18 protein-coding genes are annotated in these 17,438 nt (G+C 43.5%); 5 read left to right on the top strand and 13 right to left on the bottom strand.

Translation table 11 applies throughout. The annotated features are described in order from the left end of the window. Window positions 1-21: 21 nt before the first annotated feature. The gene (gene serB / locus ACOQOA_RS13905; protein ID WP_420549220.1) at window positions 22-912 is read left to right on the top strand and encodes a phosphoserine phosphatase SerB; all 891 of its coding nucleotides are present in this window, start codon (window positions 22-24) and stop codon (window positions 910-912) included. On the opposite strand, the gene ACOQOA_RS13900 is transcribed toward serB, so the two are convergent. The 8 genes from ACOQOA_RS13900 to hflK form a co-directional block, all read right to left on the bottom strand. Continuing rightward, window positions 909-2,102, bottom strand: a complete 1,194-nt coding sequence (locus ACOQOA_RS13900; protein WP_420549219.1) for an MFS transporter — start codon at window positions 2,100-2,102, stop codon at window positions 909-911. The two genes, serB and ACOQOA_RS13900, sit on opposite strands and share 4 nt — an antisense overlap. Window positions 2,103-2,223: 121 nt before the next feature. Next, the gene (locus tag ACOQOA_RS13895; RefSeq protein WP_420549218.1) at window positions 2,224-3,762 is read right to left on the bottom strand and encodes a Do family serine endopeptidase; all 1,539 of its coding nucleotides are present in this window, start codon (window positions 3,760-3,762) and stop codon (window positions 2,224-2,226) included. 252 nt (window positions 3,763-4,014) lie between these two features. Beyond that, complete coding sequence (locus ACOQOA_RS13890) at window positions 4,015-4,881, bottom strand: PhzF family phenazine biosynthesis protein (RefSeq protein WP_420549217.1); 867 nt, start codon at window positions 4,879-4,881, stop codon at window positions 4,015-4,017. A 72-nt stretch (window positions 4,882-4,953) separates the two neighbouring features. After that, complete coding sequence (locus ACOQOA_RS13885) at window positions 4,954-5,304, bottom strand: MerR family transcriptional regulator (RefSeq protein WP_420549216.1); 351 nt, start codon at window positions 5,302-5,304, stop codon at window positions 4,954-4,956. Window positions 5,305-5,307: 3 nt separating this feature from the next. Further along, window positions 5,308-5,511, bottom strand: coding sequence for a DUF2065 domain-containing protein (locus ACOQOA_RS13880; protein WP_420549215.1), 204 nt, complete (start codon window positions 5,509-5,511; stop codon window positions 5,308-5,310). Between the two features lie 12 nt (window positions 5,512-5,523). Continuing rightward, complete coding sequence (locus ACOQOA_RS13875; protein WP_420549214.1) at window positions 5,524-6,039, bottom strand: PAS domain-containing protein; 516 nt, start codon at window positions 6,037-6,039, stop codon at window positions 5,524-5,526. 143 nt (window positions 6,040-6,182) lie between these two features. Beyond that, window positions 6,183-7,058 carry a protease modulator HflC gene (gene hflC, locus ACOQOA_RS13870; protein WP_420549213.1) on the bottom strand — a complete coding sequence of 292 codons (876 nt, stop codon included), beginning with the start codon at window positions 7,056-7,058 and terminating at the stop codon, window positions 6,183-6,185. 11 nt (window positions 7,059-7,069) lie between these two features. Beyond that, window positions 7,070-8,215 carry an FtsH protease activity modulator HflK gene (gene hflK / locus ACOQOA_RS13865; protein ID WP_420549212.1) on the bottom strand — a complete coding sequence of 382 codons (1,146 nt, stop codon included), beginning with the start codon at window positions 8,213-8,215 and terminating at the stop codon, window positions 7,070-7,072. Window positions 8,216-8,487: 272 nt separating this feature from the next. On the opposite strand from hflK, the gene ACOQOA_RS13860 reads away from it, so the two are divergent. The 3 genes from ACOQOA_RS13860 to ACOQOA_RS13850 all read left to right on the top strand — a co-directional run bounded on the left by ACOQOA_RS13860 (window position 8,488) and on the right by ACOQOA_RS13850 (window position 11,392). Next, window positions 8,488-9,588, top strand: a complete 1,101-nt coding sequence (locus tag ACOQOA_RS13860; protein ID WP_420549211.1) for an Mrp/NBP35 family ATP-binding protein — start codon at window positions 8,488-8,490, stop codon at window positions 9,586-9,588. A gap of 45 nt (window positions 9,589-9,633) precedes the next feature. Further along, complete coding sequence (locus ACOQOA_RS13855) at window positions 9,634-10,563, top strand: CAP domain-containing protein (RefSeq protein WP_420549210.1); 930 nt, start codon at window positions 9,634-9,636, stop codon at window positions 10,561-10,563. Window positions 10,564-10,639: 76 nt separating this feature from the next. After that, complete coding sequence (locus ACOQOA_RS13850) at window positions 10,640-11,392, top strand: HpcH/HpaI aldolase family protein (protein ID WP_420549209.1); 753 nt, start codon at window positions 10,640-10,642, stop codon at window positions 11,390-11,392. 5 nt (window positions 11,393-11,397) lie between these two features. Here the strand turns inward: ACOQOA_RS13850 and msrB are convergent, their stop codons facing one another. From msrB to wrbA, 3 genes are all read right to left on the bottom strand, one after another. Beyond that, the gene (gene msrB / locus ACOQOA_RS13845) at window positions 11,398-11,802 is read right to left on the bottom strand and encodes a peptide-methionine (R)-S-oxide reductase MsrB (RefSeq protein ID WP_420549208.1); all 405 of its coding nucleotides are present in this window, start codon (window positions 11,800-11,802) and stop codon (window positions 11,398-11,400) included. A gap of 19 nt (window positions 11,803-11,821) precedes the next feature. Beyond that, on the bottom strand, window positions 11,822-12,454 hold the full coding sequence (locus ACOQOA_RS13840; protein ID WP_420549207.1) for a gamma-glutamylcyclotransferase: 633 nt from the start codon (window positions 12,452-12,454) through the stop codon (window positions 11,822-11,824). A 191-nt stretch (window positions 12,455-12,645) separates the two neighbouring features. Further along, entirely contained in the window at window positions 12,646-13,275 is a 630-nt protein-coding gene (gene wrbA, locus ACOQOA_RS13835; protein ID WP_420549206.1) for an NAD(P)H:quinone oxidoreductase, read from the bottom strand. 125 nt (window positions 13,276-13,400) lie between these two features. Here wrbA and ACOQOA_RS13830 point away from each other — a divergent pair, with 125 nt between their 5' ends. Continuing rightward, window positions 13,401-14,312, top strand: a complete 912-nt coding sequence (locus ACOQOA_RS13830) for a LysR substrate-binding domain-containing protein (RefSeq protein WP_420549205.1) — start codon at window positions 13,401-13,403, stop codon at window positions 14,310-14,312. A gap of 2 nt (window positions 14,313-14,314) precedes the next feature. On the opposite strand, the gene ACOQOA_RS13825 is transcribed toward ACOQOA_RS13830, so the two are convergent. Both ACOQOA_RS13825 and ACOQOA_RS13820 read right to left on the bottom strand, forming a co-directional pair. Next, complete coding sequence (locus ACOQOA_RS13825; protein ID WP_420549204.1) at window positions 14,315-15,493, bottom strand: MFS transporter; 1,179 nt, start codon at window positions 15,491-15,493, stop codon at window positions 14,315-14,317. Window positions 15,494-15,517: 24 nt separating this feature from the next. Further along, window positions 15,518-17,302: a gamma-glutamyltransferase family protein gene (locus tag ACOQOA_RS13820; protein ID WP_420549203.1), complete on the bottom strand. Its 1,785-nt coding sequence runs from the start codon at window positions 17,300-17,302 to the stop codon at window positions 15,518-15,520. Window positions 17,303-17,438: the final 136 nt, after the last annotated feature.

The following is a 17,438-nucleotide window of genomic DNA, read 5'->3' as shown; positions in this document are numbered from 1 at the left end:
ATTTTCAGACAGGATAAAATCATGACCAGCTGGGCTGTTACACTTGTAGCAACAAAAGAGAACCAACTCGCCAACGATCAAGTGAAGAAAGCCCAATCATTACTTGGACTAGATAGCCAAATCATCTGGCTAGATGAAGGTCGTGCCTGTGACCTAATTATTCCTTGTGAACCAGTTAGCAAAGATGAGCTAGAAGAAAAGTTACTTACCGCACTAGCAAATACAGATATTGCGATCCAAAAGAATGAAAATCGCCGCAAGAAACTACTTGTAGCCGATATGGATAGCACCATGATCCAACTGGAAACTTTGGATTATCTGGCAGAAATTTTAGGCTTTGGCGAAGAAGTTAATGAAATCACCGCACGCAGTATGCGCGGTGAGCTAGACTTTGCCGATAGTCTTCGTACCCGCGTTGCATTGTTAAAAGGCCAATCGACTGATGCCATGTCAAAAGTATTAGAAGACATCCCTTATACAGATGGAGCTGAAGTAACTGTAAAAACAATGATCAAACATGGTGCATATTGTGCTTTGGTTTCTGGTGGCTTCACCTTCACAACAGATATTGTTGGGCCAAAGCTTGGCTTTAATGAAGCCCGTGCCAATGTTTTTGAAATTGAAGATAACACACTGACCGGTAATGTGATTGATCCCATTCTCGCACGCGACAGTAAGCAGCATACAATGGAAGAATTATGCGATAAACTTGATATCACATCCGAACTTGCATGTTGCATTGGCGATGGCGCCAATGACCTTGATATGATTCAGGCTGCAGGTATGGGTGTCGGTTTTCACGGCAAACCAATTGTTCAAGAAAAGGCGGCGTTCAATATCCGTTTTGGCGATATGACAACTTTGCTTTATTTCCAAGGTTATCACAAAAATGAATTCGTCTCTGTCGTTTAGTTAGCGGGTTTTTCGTTTGGTAAAATCATCACAATCACATTGGCAATCAACATAGCGCCGCCTAGGAAATAGAAGGCAGAAATCAAACCATATTCATCTGCCAGATATCCACCAATGATCGGTGAAACCATTGCCAATAGCGATTGAATACCAAACATCAGTGAGGTCGCAGACCCTCCCATTTCGTCTGGTGTCATATCCATAAGCCAGCTATGCACCACAGGACGAATAGCAAATAATCCAAAACCCATAATTGAAATACCAATGACGAATGCGATCGGGTTATTAAGCAGTGTAAGCCCCAATAAAATCACCGTGGTCAAAACCAAACCTGACATCACCACGGGGCGACGCCCGATTTTATCAGACCAACCACCTGCAATTGGCGCCGCCATAATACCAGCGCCTTGGAAAGCAAACAAAGCAAGGCCCATCATCTCTGGCGACAGTTGCATATCATTCAAGAGATAAAGTGGCAGAAACACCAATAGGCCTTGTTGCGCCATATTTCTGAAACCAGACATAACGCACAGGATCAAAACAAGCTTATTCTTCAATAACGCTTTAAGGCCAGCAATATAATCGCTACCACTTACCTTGCTTTCTTTCGGGGTTGTAGCAGATTTAGCTTCTTGTTTTTGACTGCGCTTTAAAAACAAAACCAATGCAATCGCAACGATAACAGGTGGCAAAGATGCCCAAGCTGCGGTTTCACGCCAAGTGATGATCAGTAACACAGGACCGAGTAACAATGGTGCGACCGCATCGCCGATATTTGCTCCCAATGCATGCAGAGAGAGCGCTAAACCACGTTGATCTCTAAATCGATTAGATAGATATGAAATGGCTGCTGGATGCCATAGATTATTGGTGGCGCCAATAAACACCATTGCGATCACTAGTCCAACATATCCCGCGGCTTCACTTACAAAAAACAAGGCTGCAGTCCCTATTAACAGGGACGCTGCCTGCCATAGAACGCGGCGCCCTGTCATATCGACAACAGGTCCGCTGATAATGTTTGCTGAGAAGGAAGCAATTTGAAAAATTGTAGCGAAAGCTCCTGCTTCTATATAGGAAAGATTCAGGTCATCCGCGATGAAAGGAAGTAGGAAATAAAAGGCCCCAATAATCCAATGAGTCGCCCCATGCCCAAGACCTACCAAACCACCAACGGTATAGACTTTCATAACAACTTCCCCAACATTTTCTTTTTGATTGCGCCTAACTTCTATAGAGACTCGTAAAAAAAGAAAAGGCCGCGTCAAAGACGCAGCCTTCATCTTAGGAGTCATTTTGTTAGTTTATAGATTACTTCTCAGCAATCTTGACAGGAACAAAACGCATATCACCTTCATTCCAAACATGTAACAAAACAGTTTCACGACCATATTCTTCGGCCAGATCAATCTTCTCATCCAGATCCTTAATGGATTTGATTGGGCCTGTTGCATCAGCAACAATCACCACACCCGGGCGTAAACCTTTTAATGCCGCATCAGACTCAGGCTTCACATCCTTAATCAAGATACCCTCCAAATCTTCTGGCACACCAAATTCAGCGCGGTTCTCTGGTGTTAGGGAAGATAAAGCCATACCTAGACGATCCTGATTAGGGCTTTCAGGCACATTCCCGTTAGAATTCCCCAAGCTTGCCAATTGCGCTTCGTTACGCTCACCTAGTTCAATTTGTAAGGTTTCCTTTTTACCGCGACGCCATACAACAACATCCACTTCCTTACCAACATCTGTTGACGCAACGGCACGACGTAAACTTGTTGCATCCGGCACATCAACATCATTGAATTCGATAATCACATCACCGTTTTGTACACCTGCATCAGACGCTGGGCTTCCATCAAACACCGAAGAAACCAATGCGCCTCGTGTCTTTCCAAGGCCCATGCCTTCTGCAATTTCCTCATCTACGGTTTGGATAGAAACCCCCAACCAGCCACGGCTCACTTTACCTTCATCCTGTAACTGCTGAACAATCTTTTTCGCTTGATTAGATGGGATAGAAAAACCAAGACCAATTGATCCGCCAGTACGGGAATAAATTGCAGTGTTAATACCGATCACATCACCATCCATATTAAACAATGGGCCACCTGAGTTACCTTGGTTAATCGGTGCATCGGTTTGGATATAATCGACAAAAGATTGGCTATCAATATCACGGCTACGTGCAGAGATAATACCAGCTGTCACTGTACCGCCTAATCCCCATGGATTACCGATCGCAACAACCCAGTCACCAATACGGGCAACATCTGAATCACCAAATTTCACCGCAGGCAAATCACGATCAACTTTGATCTTTAATACTGCTAAATCCGCACCAGGATCTGCACCAAGAACCTCAGCACGATGTTCTTCTCGTTCACCATTAAAGATAACATATACTTCATCAGCACCATCAATCACATGATGGTTGGTAACCACAATACCATCGGAATCAATAATGAAACCTGAACCTGCAGATTGACGCGGGCGTGCTTGTGGGGCTTCACCACCACGATTTTGGAATTGTTCAAGAAATTCATTAAAAGGGGACCCTGGTGGGAATGGGCTTTGGAAACCACCTTGTGCTTGTCCATCTTCGGCAGATACAGATGTTTGAACTGCTTTAATATTTACAACAGATGGCAATAAACGTTCTGCGAGGTCAGCAAATCCATCTGGTGCGCCACGTGCATGCGCCATATTGCTGGCAGCCAAAGCAACGGTAAACAAAGTCGTAAAAATCGCCATCACCATACCACGTGGTAAAGCAGTGATTGCATTTCCTTTTATGCTTCCAGATTGGGCAACCTGTCCTTGTTGGTCCAATACTTGATGAAGTTTCATGATTTCTTTCACTCCTAAATCAGCTTTTGTTATGTTTATACGGTTAAGCCTATCATTAAGATGTAGGGGGGTTTGCAAAAGACTTCAACCGCAACCTTGGCCCTCCGGGCCAGAATGACATAAAAGTGAATAATTCCACCCATTTCAGGGCAAAATTAAGGCATTTCAGCCTTAATTAAACGTTTTTTACGTAAGGTGATGGATAAATCACAAAAGCGGCAAAAGGGGAAATCCCCCTTTGCCACACCAATGTTATTTTAAATCAACCCAAATATCTTCCATCTTCTTAGCCTTACCACCAGCCATTAAAGACACAATATTTTCGCCTTTCACATCAAGGTTAACTGTAATAAGACTTGGGGAGGCAGGCTGCATATATGCCCCCTGTTCAATCAACATCTTATCTTTTCTGATGTTCAACTTGTCATGTAAAACGCATGCTAACGGCCCTGCAGCCATCCCTGTGGCAGCCTCTTCAGGGATAGCAAATCGCGGTGCAAACATACGTGTAGTCGCGTCTCGGTCAGAACTCACAGTTGCTTGTGTAAACACATAATAGCCAATCAAATCCAATTCTTCAGATATCTCGCCTATCAAATCTTGTTTTGGTTCAATTGCTTCAAGAATAGAAATATCCTTAACACCGACAACCACAAAGTTATTCCCGGTATTCACTAACAAAGGTTCAAAACTTAAATCGTCTACATTCAGACCCAAGGATACTAAAATTCGCTCCTTCAAATGAGTAATATCCGTATATGTCGGCGCAAGCTGTTCCATAAACACGACGCCATCCTTGATTAAAATTTTCCGGCTACCATCAATTGTTTCTTTGGAAGCCAAACCGTCTCCTATCATTTTTTGATCTAGTAAATGATTAAAGGTTGCAATTGTCGCATGACCGCAATGAGCAATCTGTCTAGACGGGGTAAAGAATTCTAATTTAAACGTATCTGTATCTGAATTACTCACAAAGGCAGTTTCAGATAAGGCAGCTTTCGCAGCAATTTCCTGTTTCTCTGATTGAGTAAATTGATCCGCCTGTAATACGATACCCGCAGGATTCCCACCTTTTTCCTGATCCACGAATGCGTTTACAATACTTACTTCAACTTGCATGATTTTATCCTTTCAAATTTGATTTGAGAGGAGCCTAACAAGTTAGAGTATACTCTAAGTCAACAGGTTAATTTAATGTGTGGTCGATTTTTTTAAGGAAGCGAGTTTTCGTTCTGTCACATCCAGATAATGTTCAATATCTGCTTGTTGCTTATGTAGTTTCACAAGATGCGCTTCTAACATTTCACGCATGTTATTCGCATCACCTGTCTTAAAGGCAGCCACATATGTTTTAATTTTCTCTAACGGCATACCGGATTTCTTGAGACATACAACCCAATTGATCAAATCCAGTTCAAAGGCCCCATAATTACGATGTCCACTTGCATCTTTTGCGGCAGTATCTATTAAGCCGATTTTTTCGTAATAACGTAACGTATGCGTGGACACACCTGTCTCTTTTGCCAATTCACCAATCTTCATCTCTTATCCCCGAATGAGCCATACAATGGCACAACCAATAAAAGCCGCAATTAATCCACCTTTACGAATATTGCTTGCCGGCATGGACATTATTTGCACCATCATGTTTTTCATTTGTTGTGGAAACAATGCATAGATGGCGCCTTCTAATACAAACACCAAACCTGCAGCTGTCGCCAGCGCCGCCCAAAAATCATTATTATCCATTATTTTTATTGCCTAATATTTCTCATCATATTTACCACTTGAAGCGATAGCACCCAGAATATGAGTAACCTCCCCTTCTTCGTTGATCAAAGGTAAATCGAATGCTTCAAAATGTAGAAATGCACGTCCCATTGCTTCCATGGTGCCATAACTGTGAATTGCTTTCCTATGATCGATTACTTCATGCAGGAAAATCGCAAAATTTTCCATAGATTTATCCCCACATGTTCGGGAAAACACTTTCCCCATATTATTCATACCAATCAAATTGATAACTTCTTCACCTTGCGTGCGATATAAGAATTCATGATTTGGAAGTACTTCAATCATAAAGATATGAGGCGCAGCCTTAAGATGATCCAGAATATCAAAATCTTTTCTGGAAGGTAACTTTGGGTGGAAAGATTTCCACCAAGTATAAAGATTTCGACAAACAACAGTTTGCAATAGAGTTTCATCTACTTTTGCAGAACGCATTATGCTGTTGAAGTTAAAATCCTTAAAGTATCCAGAATCATATTTGGCCACGATGCTCTCCCGCCATCTGTTTGTAACAGATAGTTCAAGCCCCACATCGACAGCATATCAAATATTTACATGGTATCAAAAGCATATAAATAAAAAAGGCAGTCCAAAGACTGCCTTTCTCACTTATCTAGAAACTCAATAAATTATTGAGCACCCTTACCAGTTTCATCTCCGAAGAAACGGAAGAAGTCACCAGTTGGTGGGCCAACATAGGTTGTGCTCTCTGAACCCAAGCCTTTTTGCATCGCCTGCATAGAACGCCAGAAGTCAAAGAAGTCTGCGTCACGACCATAAGCATCATTATAAATACCTTGCGCTTTCGCATCCCCTTCACCACGAAGAATCTCAGCATTTTTACGTGCTTCGGCCAAAATCACGCGTTGCTCTTTATCTGCTTCCGCACGAATACGACGGGATTCTTTATCACCTTCCGCACGGAACTTACGTGCTTCTTGCTCACGTTGAGTTTGCATACGACGATAAATCGCTTGAGAGTTTTCTTCAGGTAAGTCAATACGACGGATACGTACATCAACAACCTGAATACCAAACTTTCTAGCTTCAACTTCTACACGCTCTGTAAATCCGCGCATCAGGTCTGCACGCTTTGGTGTCATCACAACTTCCAAAGGTACTTCACCCAAAACGTCACGCAAGGAACGAGAAATTACTGAATCTAAACGGGCACGCAACGCAAATTCATTGTTAACCGCCTGGAAGAATTGAAGCGGATCAGTAATACGATAACGCGCATAAGCATCAACCAAGACTTGCTTCTGATCAGATGTTGGAATTTCTTGAACATTCGCATCATAATCTAAAACGCGATTATCAAAGAAACGAACATTCTGAACAAATGGGATTTTGAAATTCAAACCTGCTTCGTCAATAACACGAACAGGATTACCGAATTGCATCACCAATGCCTTTTCAGTTTCACGTACTGTAAAAGCTGTAGACATAATACCGATCAAAATCGCAATAACGAGAATGATCAAAACAATAGGACTTTTCTTCATCATCATTCCCCTTAGTTAGATTTCTTTAATTCATTCAATGGAAGATAGGGAAGCACGCCAGAGCCATTTTCACCTTCTTCAATCAAGACTTTATCCATACCACCAAGGACTTCTTCCATGGTTTGAAGATAGATACGACGTTTGGTAATTTCTTCAGCACCTTTATATTCTTCATAAACCTGAAGGAAGCGGGATGCATCACCAGTTGCCGCTGCAATTTTTTCTTCGCGATACGCTTCCGCCGCACGTGTAACTTGTTCAGCTTGACCAAGGGCTTTTTCAGTCACCTCGTTCTTATAAGCTGTCGCTTCGTTAATTGCGCGTTCTTTATCTGCACTTGCTGCTTGTACATCGCGGAAAGCATCAATGACCTGTGCAGGTGGATCTGCCTTCTTAATGTTTACGGATTGGATCGCGATGCCAGCACCGTAGCTATCCAAGATTTCTTGTAATAAATCTTTTGTATCAGCCGCAATTTGCGCACGACCACCTGTACGAATGGACTTAAATTCAGATTTACCGATAACTTCGCGCATCGCAGCTTCCGCAGCAGACTTCACGGATTGTTCCGGATTTCTTACGTTAAACAAGAATTTGCCAGCATCCGCAATGAGCCATTGAACCACGAATTGAACATCAACGATGTTCTCATCACCGGTCAGCATTAAACTTTCATTCGTCAAATCACGAGAAATATTTGAACGTGAATTGGAAGATGTACGGAAACCAATTTCAACCTGATTGACAGTTGTAATCTTTGGTTTCAACACTTCACCGATTGGTGCCGGATAGTTATAATTCAAACCAGAACCCGTTGTTTGGGACAATTTACCAAATACAAGTTCAACACCTTGTTCATCCGGTTCAACGGTATAAAAACCAGTTCCCAGCCAAATAGCTGCTGCCAAAGCCACAATCAGGAAAATACCTTTACCGCCAAGTCCACCTGGCATCATTTCTTTAAGTTTTTCCTGTCCTTCACGAACCATACGTTCCATGTCTTGTGGATTTGGTCCTTGGCCACGTGGACCACCACCGCGAGGACCACCCCCGCCACTGCCCCAAGGGCTGCCGCCATTTCCACCGCCGCGATTACCGCCACCGGTACCACCGCCGCCCCATGGGCCGCCGTTTCCGGAATTCATTTGCAAAGGCATATTTACTATCCCTATTTCATCGTCCAAATTATATTCATCTGTATCCGCCTGATATATAAAACAGGCCTTTAAAGGGCATACCCCAAGCAGACAACAAAGGCAACGGTTCCTGCGATTTATTCGCAAGAAAAACGACCTAAGTTATGACTTCTGGCTTGCAACGCCCGATATCTTTCATATATGTCACAAATCCAAGAATTCCAGAGGCTTTGTAAAAGAACTGATAAAGAATCACTTAAAAAGCCTTCAAACAAATCGAGATGGAGAAAAAAATGGCACAAGTCACAGAAGATCAGGTTCTGTCAGCCCTATCCCGCTTACAACTTCCAAATGGCAAATCCGTGGTTGAAATGAATATGATCACCGGATTAGTGGTAAAGGATAATATGGTCCAATTCTCGCTCGATATCGGTAATCCTGAAAATGCTGATAAATTTGAACCTATGCGCAAAGCTGCCGAAGACTTGGTAAAGAAAGATGTAAAAGGCGTTCTTGCCGTGACGGCTATCCTAACCGCAGAAAAGCCACAAGAAAAAGCACAGCAAAAACCGGACACCCAAGAGAAAAATGCAGGTGCGTCCAAAATCACCCATATCGTTGCGGTTGCCAGTGGTAAAGGTGGTGTAGGTAAATCCACAACCGCCATCAATCTTGCACTCGCATTGAAGAAACTCGGCCTAAATGTCGGGATGCTGGATGCAGATGTTTTTGGTCCTAGCCAGCCACGTATGTTGGGTGTTTCTGGCAAACCGGAAACCTCCGCAGATGGTAAGATGCTCGATCCTAAAGAAGGCTATGGCCTCAAAGTTATGTCTATGGGCTTCTTGGTCGATGAAGATCAACCTGTTGTATGGCGCGGCCCCATGGTTATGGGCGCCCTGCAACAAATGTTGAACGATGTGAACTGGGGGCCCTTGGACGTTCTAATTGTCGACATGCCGCCAGGTACAGGTGATGCACAATTGACCATGGCACAAAATGTCCCATTAGCAGGTTCTGTCATTATTTCTACACCTCAAGATATCGCGCTTATTGATGCCCGCAAAGGCCTAAACATGTTCCGTAAAACCGACGTGCCAGTCTTAGGAATTATAGAAAATATGAGCTACTTCCTATGCCCAAGCTGTGGTGATCGCAGTAATATCTTTGGTCACGGTGGCGCAAGAGAAGAAGCAGAAAAACTTGGTATTCCATTCCTTGGTGAAATCCCTCTTCATATGGATATCCGCGAAACATCTGATAATGGCAATCCAATTGTCGAAAGTGATCCAGAATCCGCACATGCGAAAATTTACAATGACATCGCTAGTCAATTATGGACAAGCCTAAGTGGTGAACCACAAAATACTGGACCCAAAATTACGATCAGCTAAAATATTTCAAACGTTTAAACCTGAAATTTCAGGAGCCTACACCGAATGACATTTGGTTATTTGCATTGCATAAAAAAAATCATGGCAGCAATCCTCTTAGGGTTGTTGCCATTTTTGTTTGGCCTTTCAGCCCATGCACAAAGTTTGATCACCAAAGAAGATCGCAAACTGACTCACCATGCAGCACATGTGATCAACAATTGGCAGGCGACAAAAGGACAGGAAAAATGGGTGAATGATCCACGTCTTGCCCATCTTGCTCAACAAATCGCTTCACGTTTTATGCAAACTGGCAATTTAAATTATCCTGACAATTGGCTTCGTGAATCTTTAGCAAAAGTGAGCTTCAATGCGGGTGCAGTCGCCGTTAGAGTATTTGCCAATGAGCGCAGTAAAGAAAGCTTTACCAATAACCTGATGAATACGTCCAATGGTCGACGTCTAATTGGCGATAAGAATTTCACGCATATGGGAATTGCCTATATTGGGCCCAACTTTAAAAAACGCCGCAGTGACATACAAAATGTACGTATCATCCTCGCAGCTCAAGAAACGAAACAATTAAGGTCAGATTGGAAAAAAGGCCTTTTAAAAGCCGTAAACAGATTTCGGGCACAATATGGATTATCCCCGCTGGTCATGAATAATCGGCTACATCAAGCGGCTCAATATCATGCAGATGACATGGCAACTTATGATTATTTTGACCATATAAGCTTACGCGGAAAAGACCCCGGTTTTCGCGCAAATCAAATGGGATATGAATACGAAAAAATCTATGAAAACCTTGCTGCAGGTCAAACTACACCTGAAGAAGTCGTTGAAGCTTGGAAAAAGTCAAAAGACGGACATCGTGAAGCCATGTTAGTTTCAGACCTTACCGAAGTTGGCTTTGGCTATCGTTTCCTGCCAAATGACAGAGGTCGGATTATTGTCTATCACTATTGGGCAATGAGTATGGCACTTCCCTATTAAGTTTTAAAAGCTTGCTATCTTTCAATTTTCCTCTTCTAATCCACCCAAAGATGACATCCTAAATCGGGGAAAACAGATGAATTCACTACTAAAAAAGTTACAAGCTGGTAGAACTGGTTACGGCCTTTTCGCTGATATGGACAGCGCTTTAGTTACACGAAGCGTTGCCAATGTGGGGATGGACTTTGTGTTTATTGATCAACAACATGGCCTGATCGATAGTAATGATGTGGATCATATGATCACCCCACTCATCGGTACCGATTGCACGCCTATCGTGCGCGTCGCCACAAATGATGATGGATTGATTATGGGTGCTTTGGACCGTGGGGCCCTCGGTGTGGTTTGTCCTTTGGTGAATACAGCAGAAGAAGCAAAAAAGTTTGTCCATGCATTGCGCTATCCACCTGAAGGTGGACGTAGTTGGGGCCCTATGAAACCAGGGCTTTATTATGGAAGTGATTACACCCAAAAAGCTAATGGCAACGTTATGGCCATTGCCCAAATTGAAACAAAACAAGCTGTCGAAAATTTAGATGCAATATTATCAACCGAAGGTTTGGATGCTATCTTGGTTGGCCCAAATGACTTAGGCTTCACCTATGGCAACCAACCAATGTCTATGCCGGAAGATCAAGCTGTACGCGATGCCATAAAACTTATCGCGGATACGTGTCGCAAGAAAAACGTCTATGCAGGCATTCATTGCGGAGATACAGCAATGGCTAAAGAAATGATTAAATGGGGATATCAATTCATGTCCATAGGCACCGATTTTGGCTATCTCACCGGATTTGCGCAGAATGTATTGGAAGAAATGAAAAGGTAAATTGTCTACTTACCTTCATCTTCATCAAGTTGAATCGACAAGGAATTAATACAATATCGCATGCCTGTCGGGGCTGGACCGTCTGGAAAAACATGCCCCAGATGGCTGTCGCATTTGGCACAAGTCACTTCAACCCGACGCATGCCATAGCTTAAATCTTCATGTTCGTTGATTTTACTTTTATCGATGCCTTCATAGAAGCTTGGCCAACCACAACCTGCATCAAACTTAGTTTCTGATCGAAAAAGCGTTTCCCCACATGCACGACAGTTATAAGTGCCGTCCTTAAACACATCCCAATATTCACCCGTAAAGGCGCGTTCCGTCCCTTTTTCACGACATACATAATATTCATCAGGAGTTAGAATTTCTTTCCATTCACGGTCAGACTTTTCAATCTTTTCAGACATCGCTCAAATCCTATCAATTTTACTTATTGTCAGACTGGATTTCTTTTACACGCTTTACGCATTGATCCAGCATTTTATCTTTGAAGCCCATCTTATCCATCGCCGCCACAGTTTCATAGAGGTAATCAGAGGCATATCCTAACGCCCCTTGGGCATGAGCAAGGTCATGGCACTTTTCTTCAAAGCTTAAATCGCCTGCATAATTATCATAATTTTGGTCCATCACAAATGCGACAGAAGGCACGTCACCCTGATCAGTCTTTAAGTTGACCCAACGCGGATGATACGCACCGCTTACCATTTCACGAGACCAGATAACATCCAGCTCTTCTTCCAATTTGGTTGGATCAACCTTTAAGGCCTGCCCACAACATGACCCACCAGCTTCCAATCCCAAAACCAAGCCCGGTTGTTCCGGTGAACCACGCCCGATATAGGTTCTCAAACAAAAGGAACGGTGATATCCAAAGAGGCGTCCATCAACACGATCAACCAGATGAAAAGCGGGATTCCATAATAAGGATCCATAAGCAAATATCCAAACGCTACCGCATTCATTTGGATTAGTTGAAAGAATATGACGCCAGCTGGCTTCGCGTTCTTCAGGTGTACAACGACGGATCAGGCCAAGGCGTTCACCTTCTTCAGCCATCTGTTGAAAAAATCCATCTTTAATTGCATCTCTGCCGACACCGTTCACGATCCACCTATCAATTTAATTTTTTATCTTGTTATAAAAGTAGGGTTTCAAAACCAATCTGACAATTCCCCCAATAGAGAAAACTGTAGATAGATTTAGGATATAATAAAAGCGGCCCCGTAGAGCCGCTTTTCAACATCGCTTTAATCCGCTGCTGTTGCTTCAGCGTCTATCTGACTGTTAGCAAGACGAACAGCAAGTTCCGCTACATGCTGTCCTTGCAATTTTGCCATGGCCAAATCAATTTCAGGATCAGGATTATGTTCATGCCCTGCAATCATGGCAGCCCCATAAAATGTACTACCTCTTGGTCCTTCGGTATTTGTGATACGCGGATCTTTCATCGGCAAACCCGAAATTAACATACCGTGATGCGCCAAAGTATTCCAAAATGAGGTAATAGTTGTTTCCGACCCGTGATTTGTACCTGTTGAGGTAAAAACAGAGCCAATTTTACCAATCAAACCACCTTGAAACCACAACCCACCTGTTTGATCTAAAAAGTTACGCATCTGTGCTGTCATATTACCAAATCGGGTTGGGCTCCCAAATAGGATGGCATCATAGTTTGCCAATTCTTCCGGAGAAGCAACTGGCGCAGCCTGATCCAGTTTAGCCCCAGCTTCCCGCGCCACATCTTCCGGCATTGTTTCAGGAACCCGTTTCAAATCAACCTCAACACCTGCAACACTACGCGCACCTTCTGCAACTGAATTTGCCATGGTTTCCATATGTCCATACATGGAATAATAAAGCACCAATACTTTAGCCATTTTTATCTCCTTAAGAATCTATGAATCGGCATTCGCCATTAACTTAAGAAAGATATAGTTTATCATTGATAAAATGATAATATATGATATTTAGTATTTATTGTTTCCAAATAGGGTTTAATAATATGACAATACTTGATGGGATGTCCAGCTTCGTAGCTGTGGTGGAAAGTGGCAGTTTTACAAAAGCTGCAGATCAGCTAGGACAGACAAAATCAGCTGTCAGTAAGCATGTCACCAAGCTGGAAGAACGCCTTGGAGTTAAATTATTAAACCGCACCACACGTAAGCTTAGTTTAACCGATGCGGGTCAAAGTTATTTTGAAAAAGCCAGCGCTATTATTGAACAAGCAGAAGAAGCAGAAGCAGAGATTACAACCTTCCAAGCGGCCCCAAAGGGACGTTTGCGGATTACCGCCCCAATCGCCTTTGGCAATATGGAACTTCGTCATATTCTACCAAGTTTTATGGAGGCTTATCCCGACCTTGAAGTCGAAATGTATCTGACGGATCAAAAAATCGACCTTATGGAAAGCAATTTCGATTTGGCGATCCGCATCGGGACGCTTAAAGATTCAAGCTTGATCGCAAGAAAGCTTGGCACGACTTATGGGGTTATCATTGCAAGTCCGGATTACTGGAAAAAACATGGCCGTCCTAAAGTTCCATCAGATCTTCTCAATCATAACTGTATGCGTTACAGCAATGCCGAAAATCCCGGATTGTGGCGTTTTACCTCCCCTGACGGAAAGCAGGAAAACATCAAGGTTTCTGGGAAATTCCTAAGCAATAATGGACGGATGGAAGTTTTGATGGCTGAAAAAGGTAACGGGGTTTGTCGTGTCCCATCCTTCCTTTGTGAGGATAAACTTGCTTCAGGTGCTGTAGAATCTGTCCTTGAAGAATATGAAATGTCTGGTTTCGGCATTTATGCGGTCTATATGCCTGCACGTTATACACCGACAAAAATCCGTGCCTTTATCGATCATATTGTGAAACATCGCACCTGCGAAAAGGGAAAAGGTGTCAGGCAATAGGCTTATGCTGCTTGTGATGACTGAAGGCGACGTGAAATAATCGCCGCCACTGTTACGACCAAACAAGCTAAGCCCATCATCCATAACAAAGAAGACGGATGGATATATTCCATTAATCCTCCTGAAATAGGACCACCTGTAAATGTCCCTAACTCAAAAACAATCACAAATACCGCATTTGCCGCCGCCATGGTGCCCCCTTTGAAGCGTTGACCAAGAACGGCTAGTGCCAAAACATATACGCCCATCAGCATGCCACCGGCGACAAAGGTCAAAGCCCAAAACGCGATACCATTCACCGCACTTAAAGCGACACCTGCACAAGCCACGGCCCCAATCGCGGTTACAAGGATAAGAAGCTTCATGCGGCTGAATTTATCTGCCAGATATCCAATCGGAAATTGAAGGATAAAACTGCCCAACAGAAAGGTTGATGACAACATCAACGCAGAACTTTCATTCAAGCCCACTTTCACACCAAATAAGGACATCATATTCCAGGCTGCGCCATCCCCAAGCCCCGCCATAGCAGCACATAGAATTAGGAAGGGCATAACTCTAACCATACTCAGAAGCTTTACTTTTTCTTCAGCTCTGAAATTTGGTTGCATTTTATAACCTACCAGCATGGGTAATGCGCCAAGACCATATAATGCTGCAATCACATAAAATGGTAAATCACCTTCCGTCCCTACATAATTCAAGACAAGAGGTCCTAGGGCCGTTGGTGCGGCAAAACATCCGGCATAAATTGCCAAAATCCTTCCCCGTTGATGTTCGGGCGCTAAATGATTGACCCAAACTTCAAACCCAATCCACATAAAAGCAAAAGCGCCACCAATAAAAAGACGGATCAAAAACCATCCAAACCAGGATTGGAACTCAATTAGGGCCAAAGACCCCACAACCATAATTGCCGACGCAACCAACATGGTTGGCAACATATGAAACTTTCTAAAAACCTTTACAACAATCAGGCACATGGAAAAGAGCGCAAGCGATTGTGCCATCCCATTATAGCCGATCATGGCTTCGCCTAATCCCCAACGATGCATGACCAGAGGCAAGAGAGGCAAGGACATCCCAAATCCAATACCGCCTAGAAACATAGAGATCAACGCACCTGAAATTGCGATATATTCGTTTTTGTAACTTGTTTTCGCGTCAATCGCTACGCTCATGGTCTATACTTTCCCAAAAAGAAGCTAACGACAAACTGCATATCCCTGCATGCCACGTGGATTAGCTGCAGTTTTAATAACACCATCATCCCAACTGGCCGCAGATAACCGACCTTCTGACCAATCATCTCCAACCACCACATCATGACCAAGCTCACGTAATTCTTCGACAACCTTCGCGTCAAATCGCCCTTCCATGACCAGTCGGCCACGTTGTGCATGACGTGGGTAAAAACTACTTGGGAAATGCTCACTATGGAAACTTGGACAATCAATAGCTTCCTGCAAGTTCATCCCATGATGGATATGGCGTAAAATCATAATCAATTGCCATTGATCTTGCTGGTCCCCACCCGGCGTTCCATATGCAAGATACGGCTTGCCATTTTTTAAAGCCATACTTGGTGTTAAGGTTGTACGTGGGCGTTTCTTTGGCCCAATCACGCTTGGTGACTCTTCATCCATCCACATCATCTGAGTACGCGTACCAAGGCAAAAACCTAGTTCAGGAATAGCAGGTGAGGATTGCAACCAGCCACCACTTGGTGTGGCAGAAACCATATTGCCCCATTTATCAATCACATCTAGATGACAGGTATCGCCTTTATGCAATTTTGCCATAGTTGGTTCTCCACCACCAAATCCAACAAGACCATTATCTTCCGGCACACGATCTAATGCTGCCTCATAATCAAATTGAAAACCATACCCCTCAATGAGGCCTGGACGGAAATCCAGTGACGCTGTGCCGCCCATCAATTGGCGACGGCTGGAAATATATTCCTCAGAAAATAATACCTCCATAGGCACATCCACATAATCAGGATCGCCATAAAAAGCCTCACGATCTGCATAAGCCAATTTCATTGCTTCAATCACAGTATGCACGAATTTAGACCCAACTGGATCCATATCCGCAAGCCCTGCATCTTTAAGTAAGGAGAGAGCTTGTAGTTGAACTGGCCCCTGGCTCCACGGGCCGCATTTCAAAATTGTATGCCCGTGATAGTCTATGCTGACGGGTTCATCATAGCTAGCGCGCCAGTTTTTCAAATCTTCAGCGACAAGCAAGCCATTATTCTTTTTACCTGTTTGGTCGTAATGAGGTTCCCCCTGACTGAACTCAACCATTGCCTCTGCAATAAAGCCTTCAGCCCAAATATCACGGGCCGCATCAATCTGTTCTATACGATCTGAAGAAACGCCTTCTGCGTCTTCAATCACTCGTCGCCAGGTTTTTGCTAATTGTGGATTGGTATAAAAATCCCCTGCCTTTGGCCCTTTACCATCTTTTAAATAAATTGCCGCAGTGGACGGCCAATGTTTATCAATCATTTCGGCAGCAGCGCCGATGATACCCGCTGGTGACGCTGTAATAGGGCAGCCTTTTTCCGCATATTCAATGGTAGGTTCTAAGACTTCACGCAAAGACATTTTACCATAATCACGTAACATCAACATCCAAGCATCAAAAGCACCAGGTACACAGGCTGCCAACAACCCCGTTCCCGGAATAACCTCAATGCCAAGCTCTTCATATTTTTCACGTGTTGCCGCAGCCGGGGTCGGACCCTGCCCACAAATGACGCGCGCCTGTTCTTCTTCTGCTGAGTAAATAATTAACGGCACATCTCCTGCCGGACCATTCATATGAGGTTCGCAAAGTTGCAGCATAAAGCCACCAGCAACGGCACCATCAAAGGCATTTCCACCACGTTCCAAAATCGACATAGATACCTGACTTGCCAACCAATGTGTCGAAGCCGCAGCCCCGAATGTACCGACCAATTCCGGACGTGTTGTAAACATCACCTTACCCCGTTTATTTAAATAATTATTCAATAGTTAATCCAAATTGGCGCAACTTCTTATTCGGCGCAAGTCCCAATTAACATCTTTACGTCACAACTCAATTTCCAACTATTTTAACTCATCCCCCTTCCCT

Origin of the sequence: Curvivirga sp., from assembly GCF_965219885.1 — a bacterium.
GTDB lineage: Bacteria > Pseudomonadota > Alphaproteobacteria > UBA8366 > Aestuariispiraceae > Curvivirga.
Note: the sequence above shows the minus strand (reverse complement) of the source record. Positions and strands in the feature narration are given on the sequence as shown.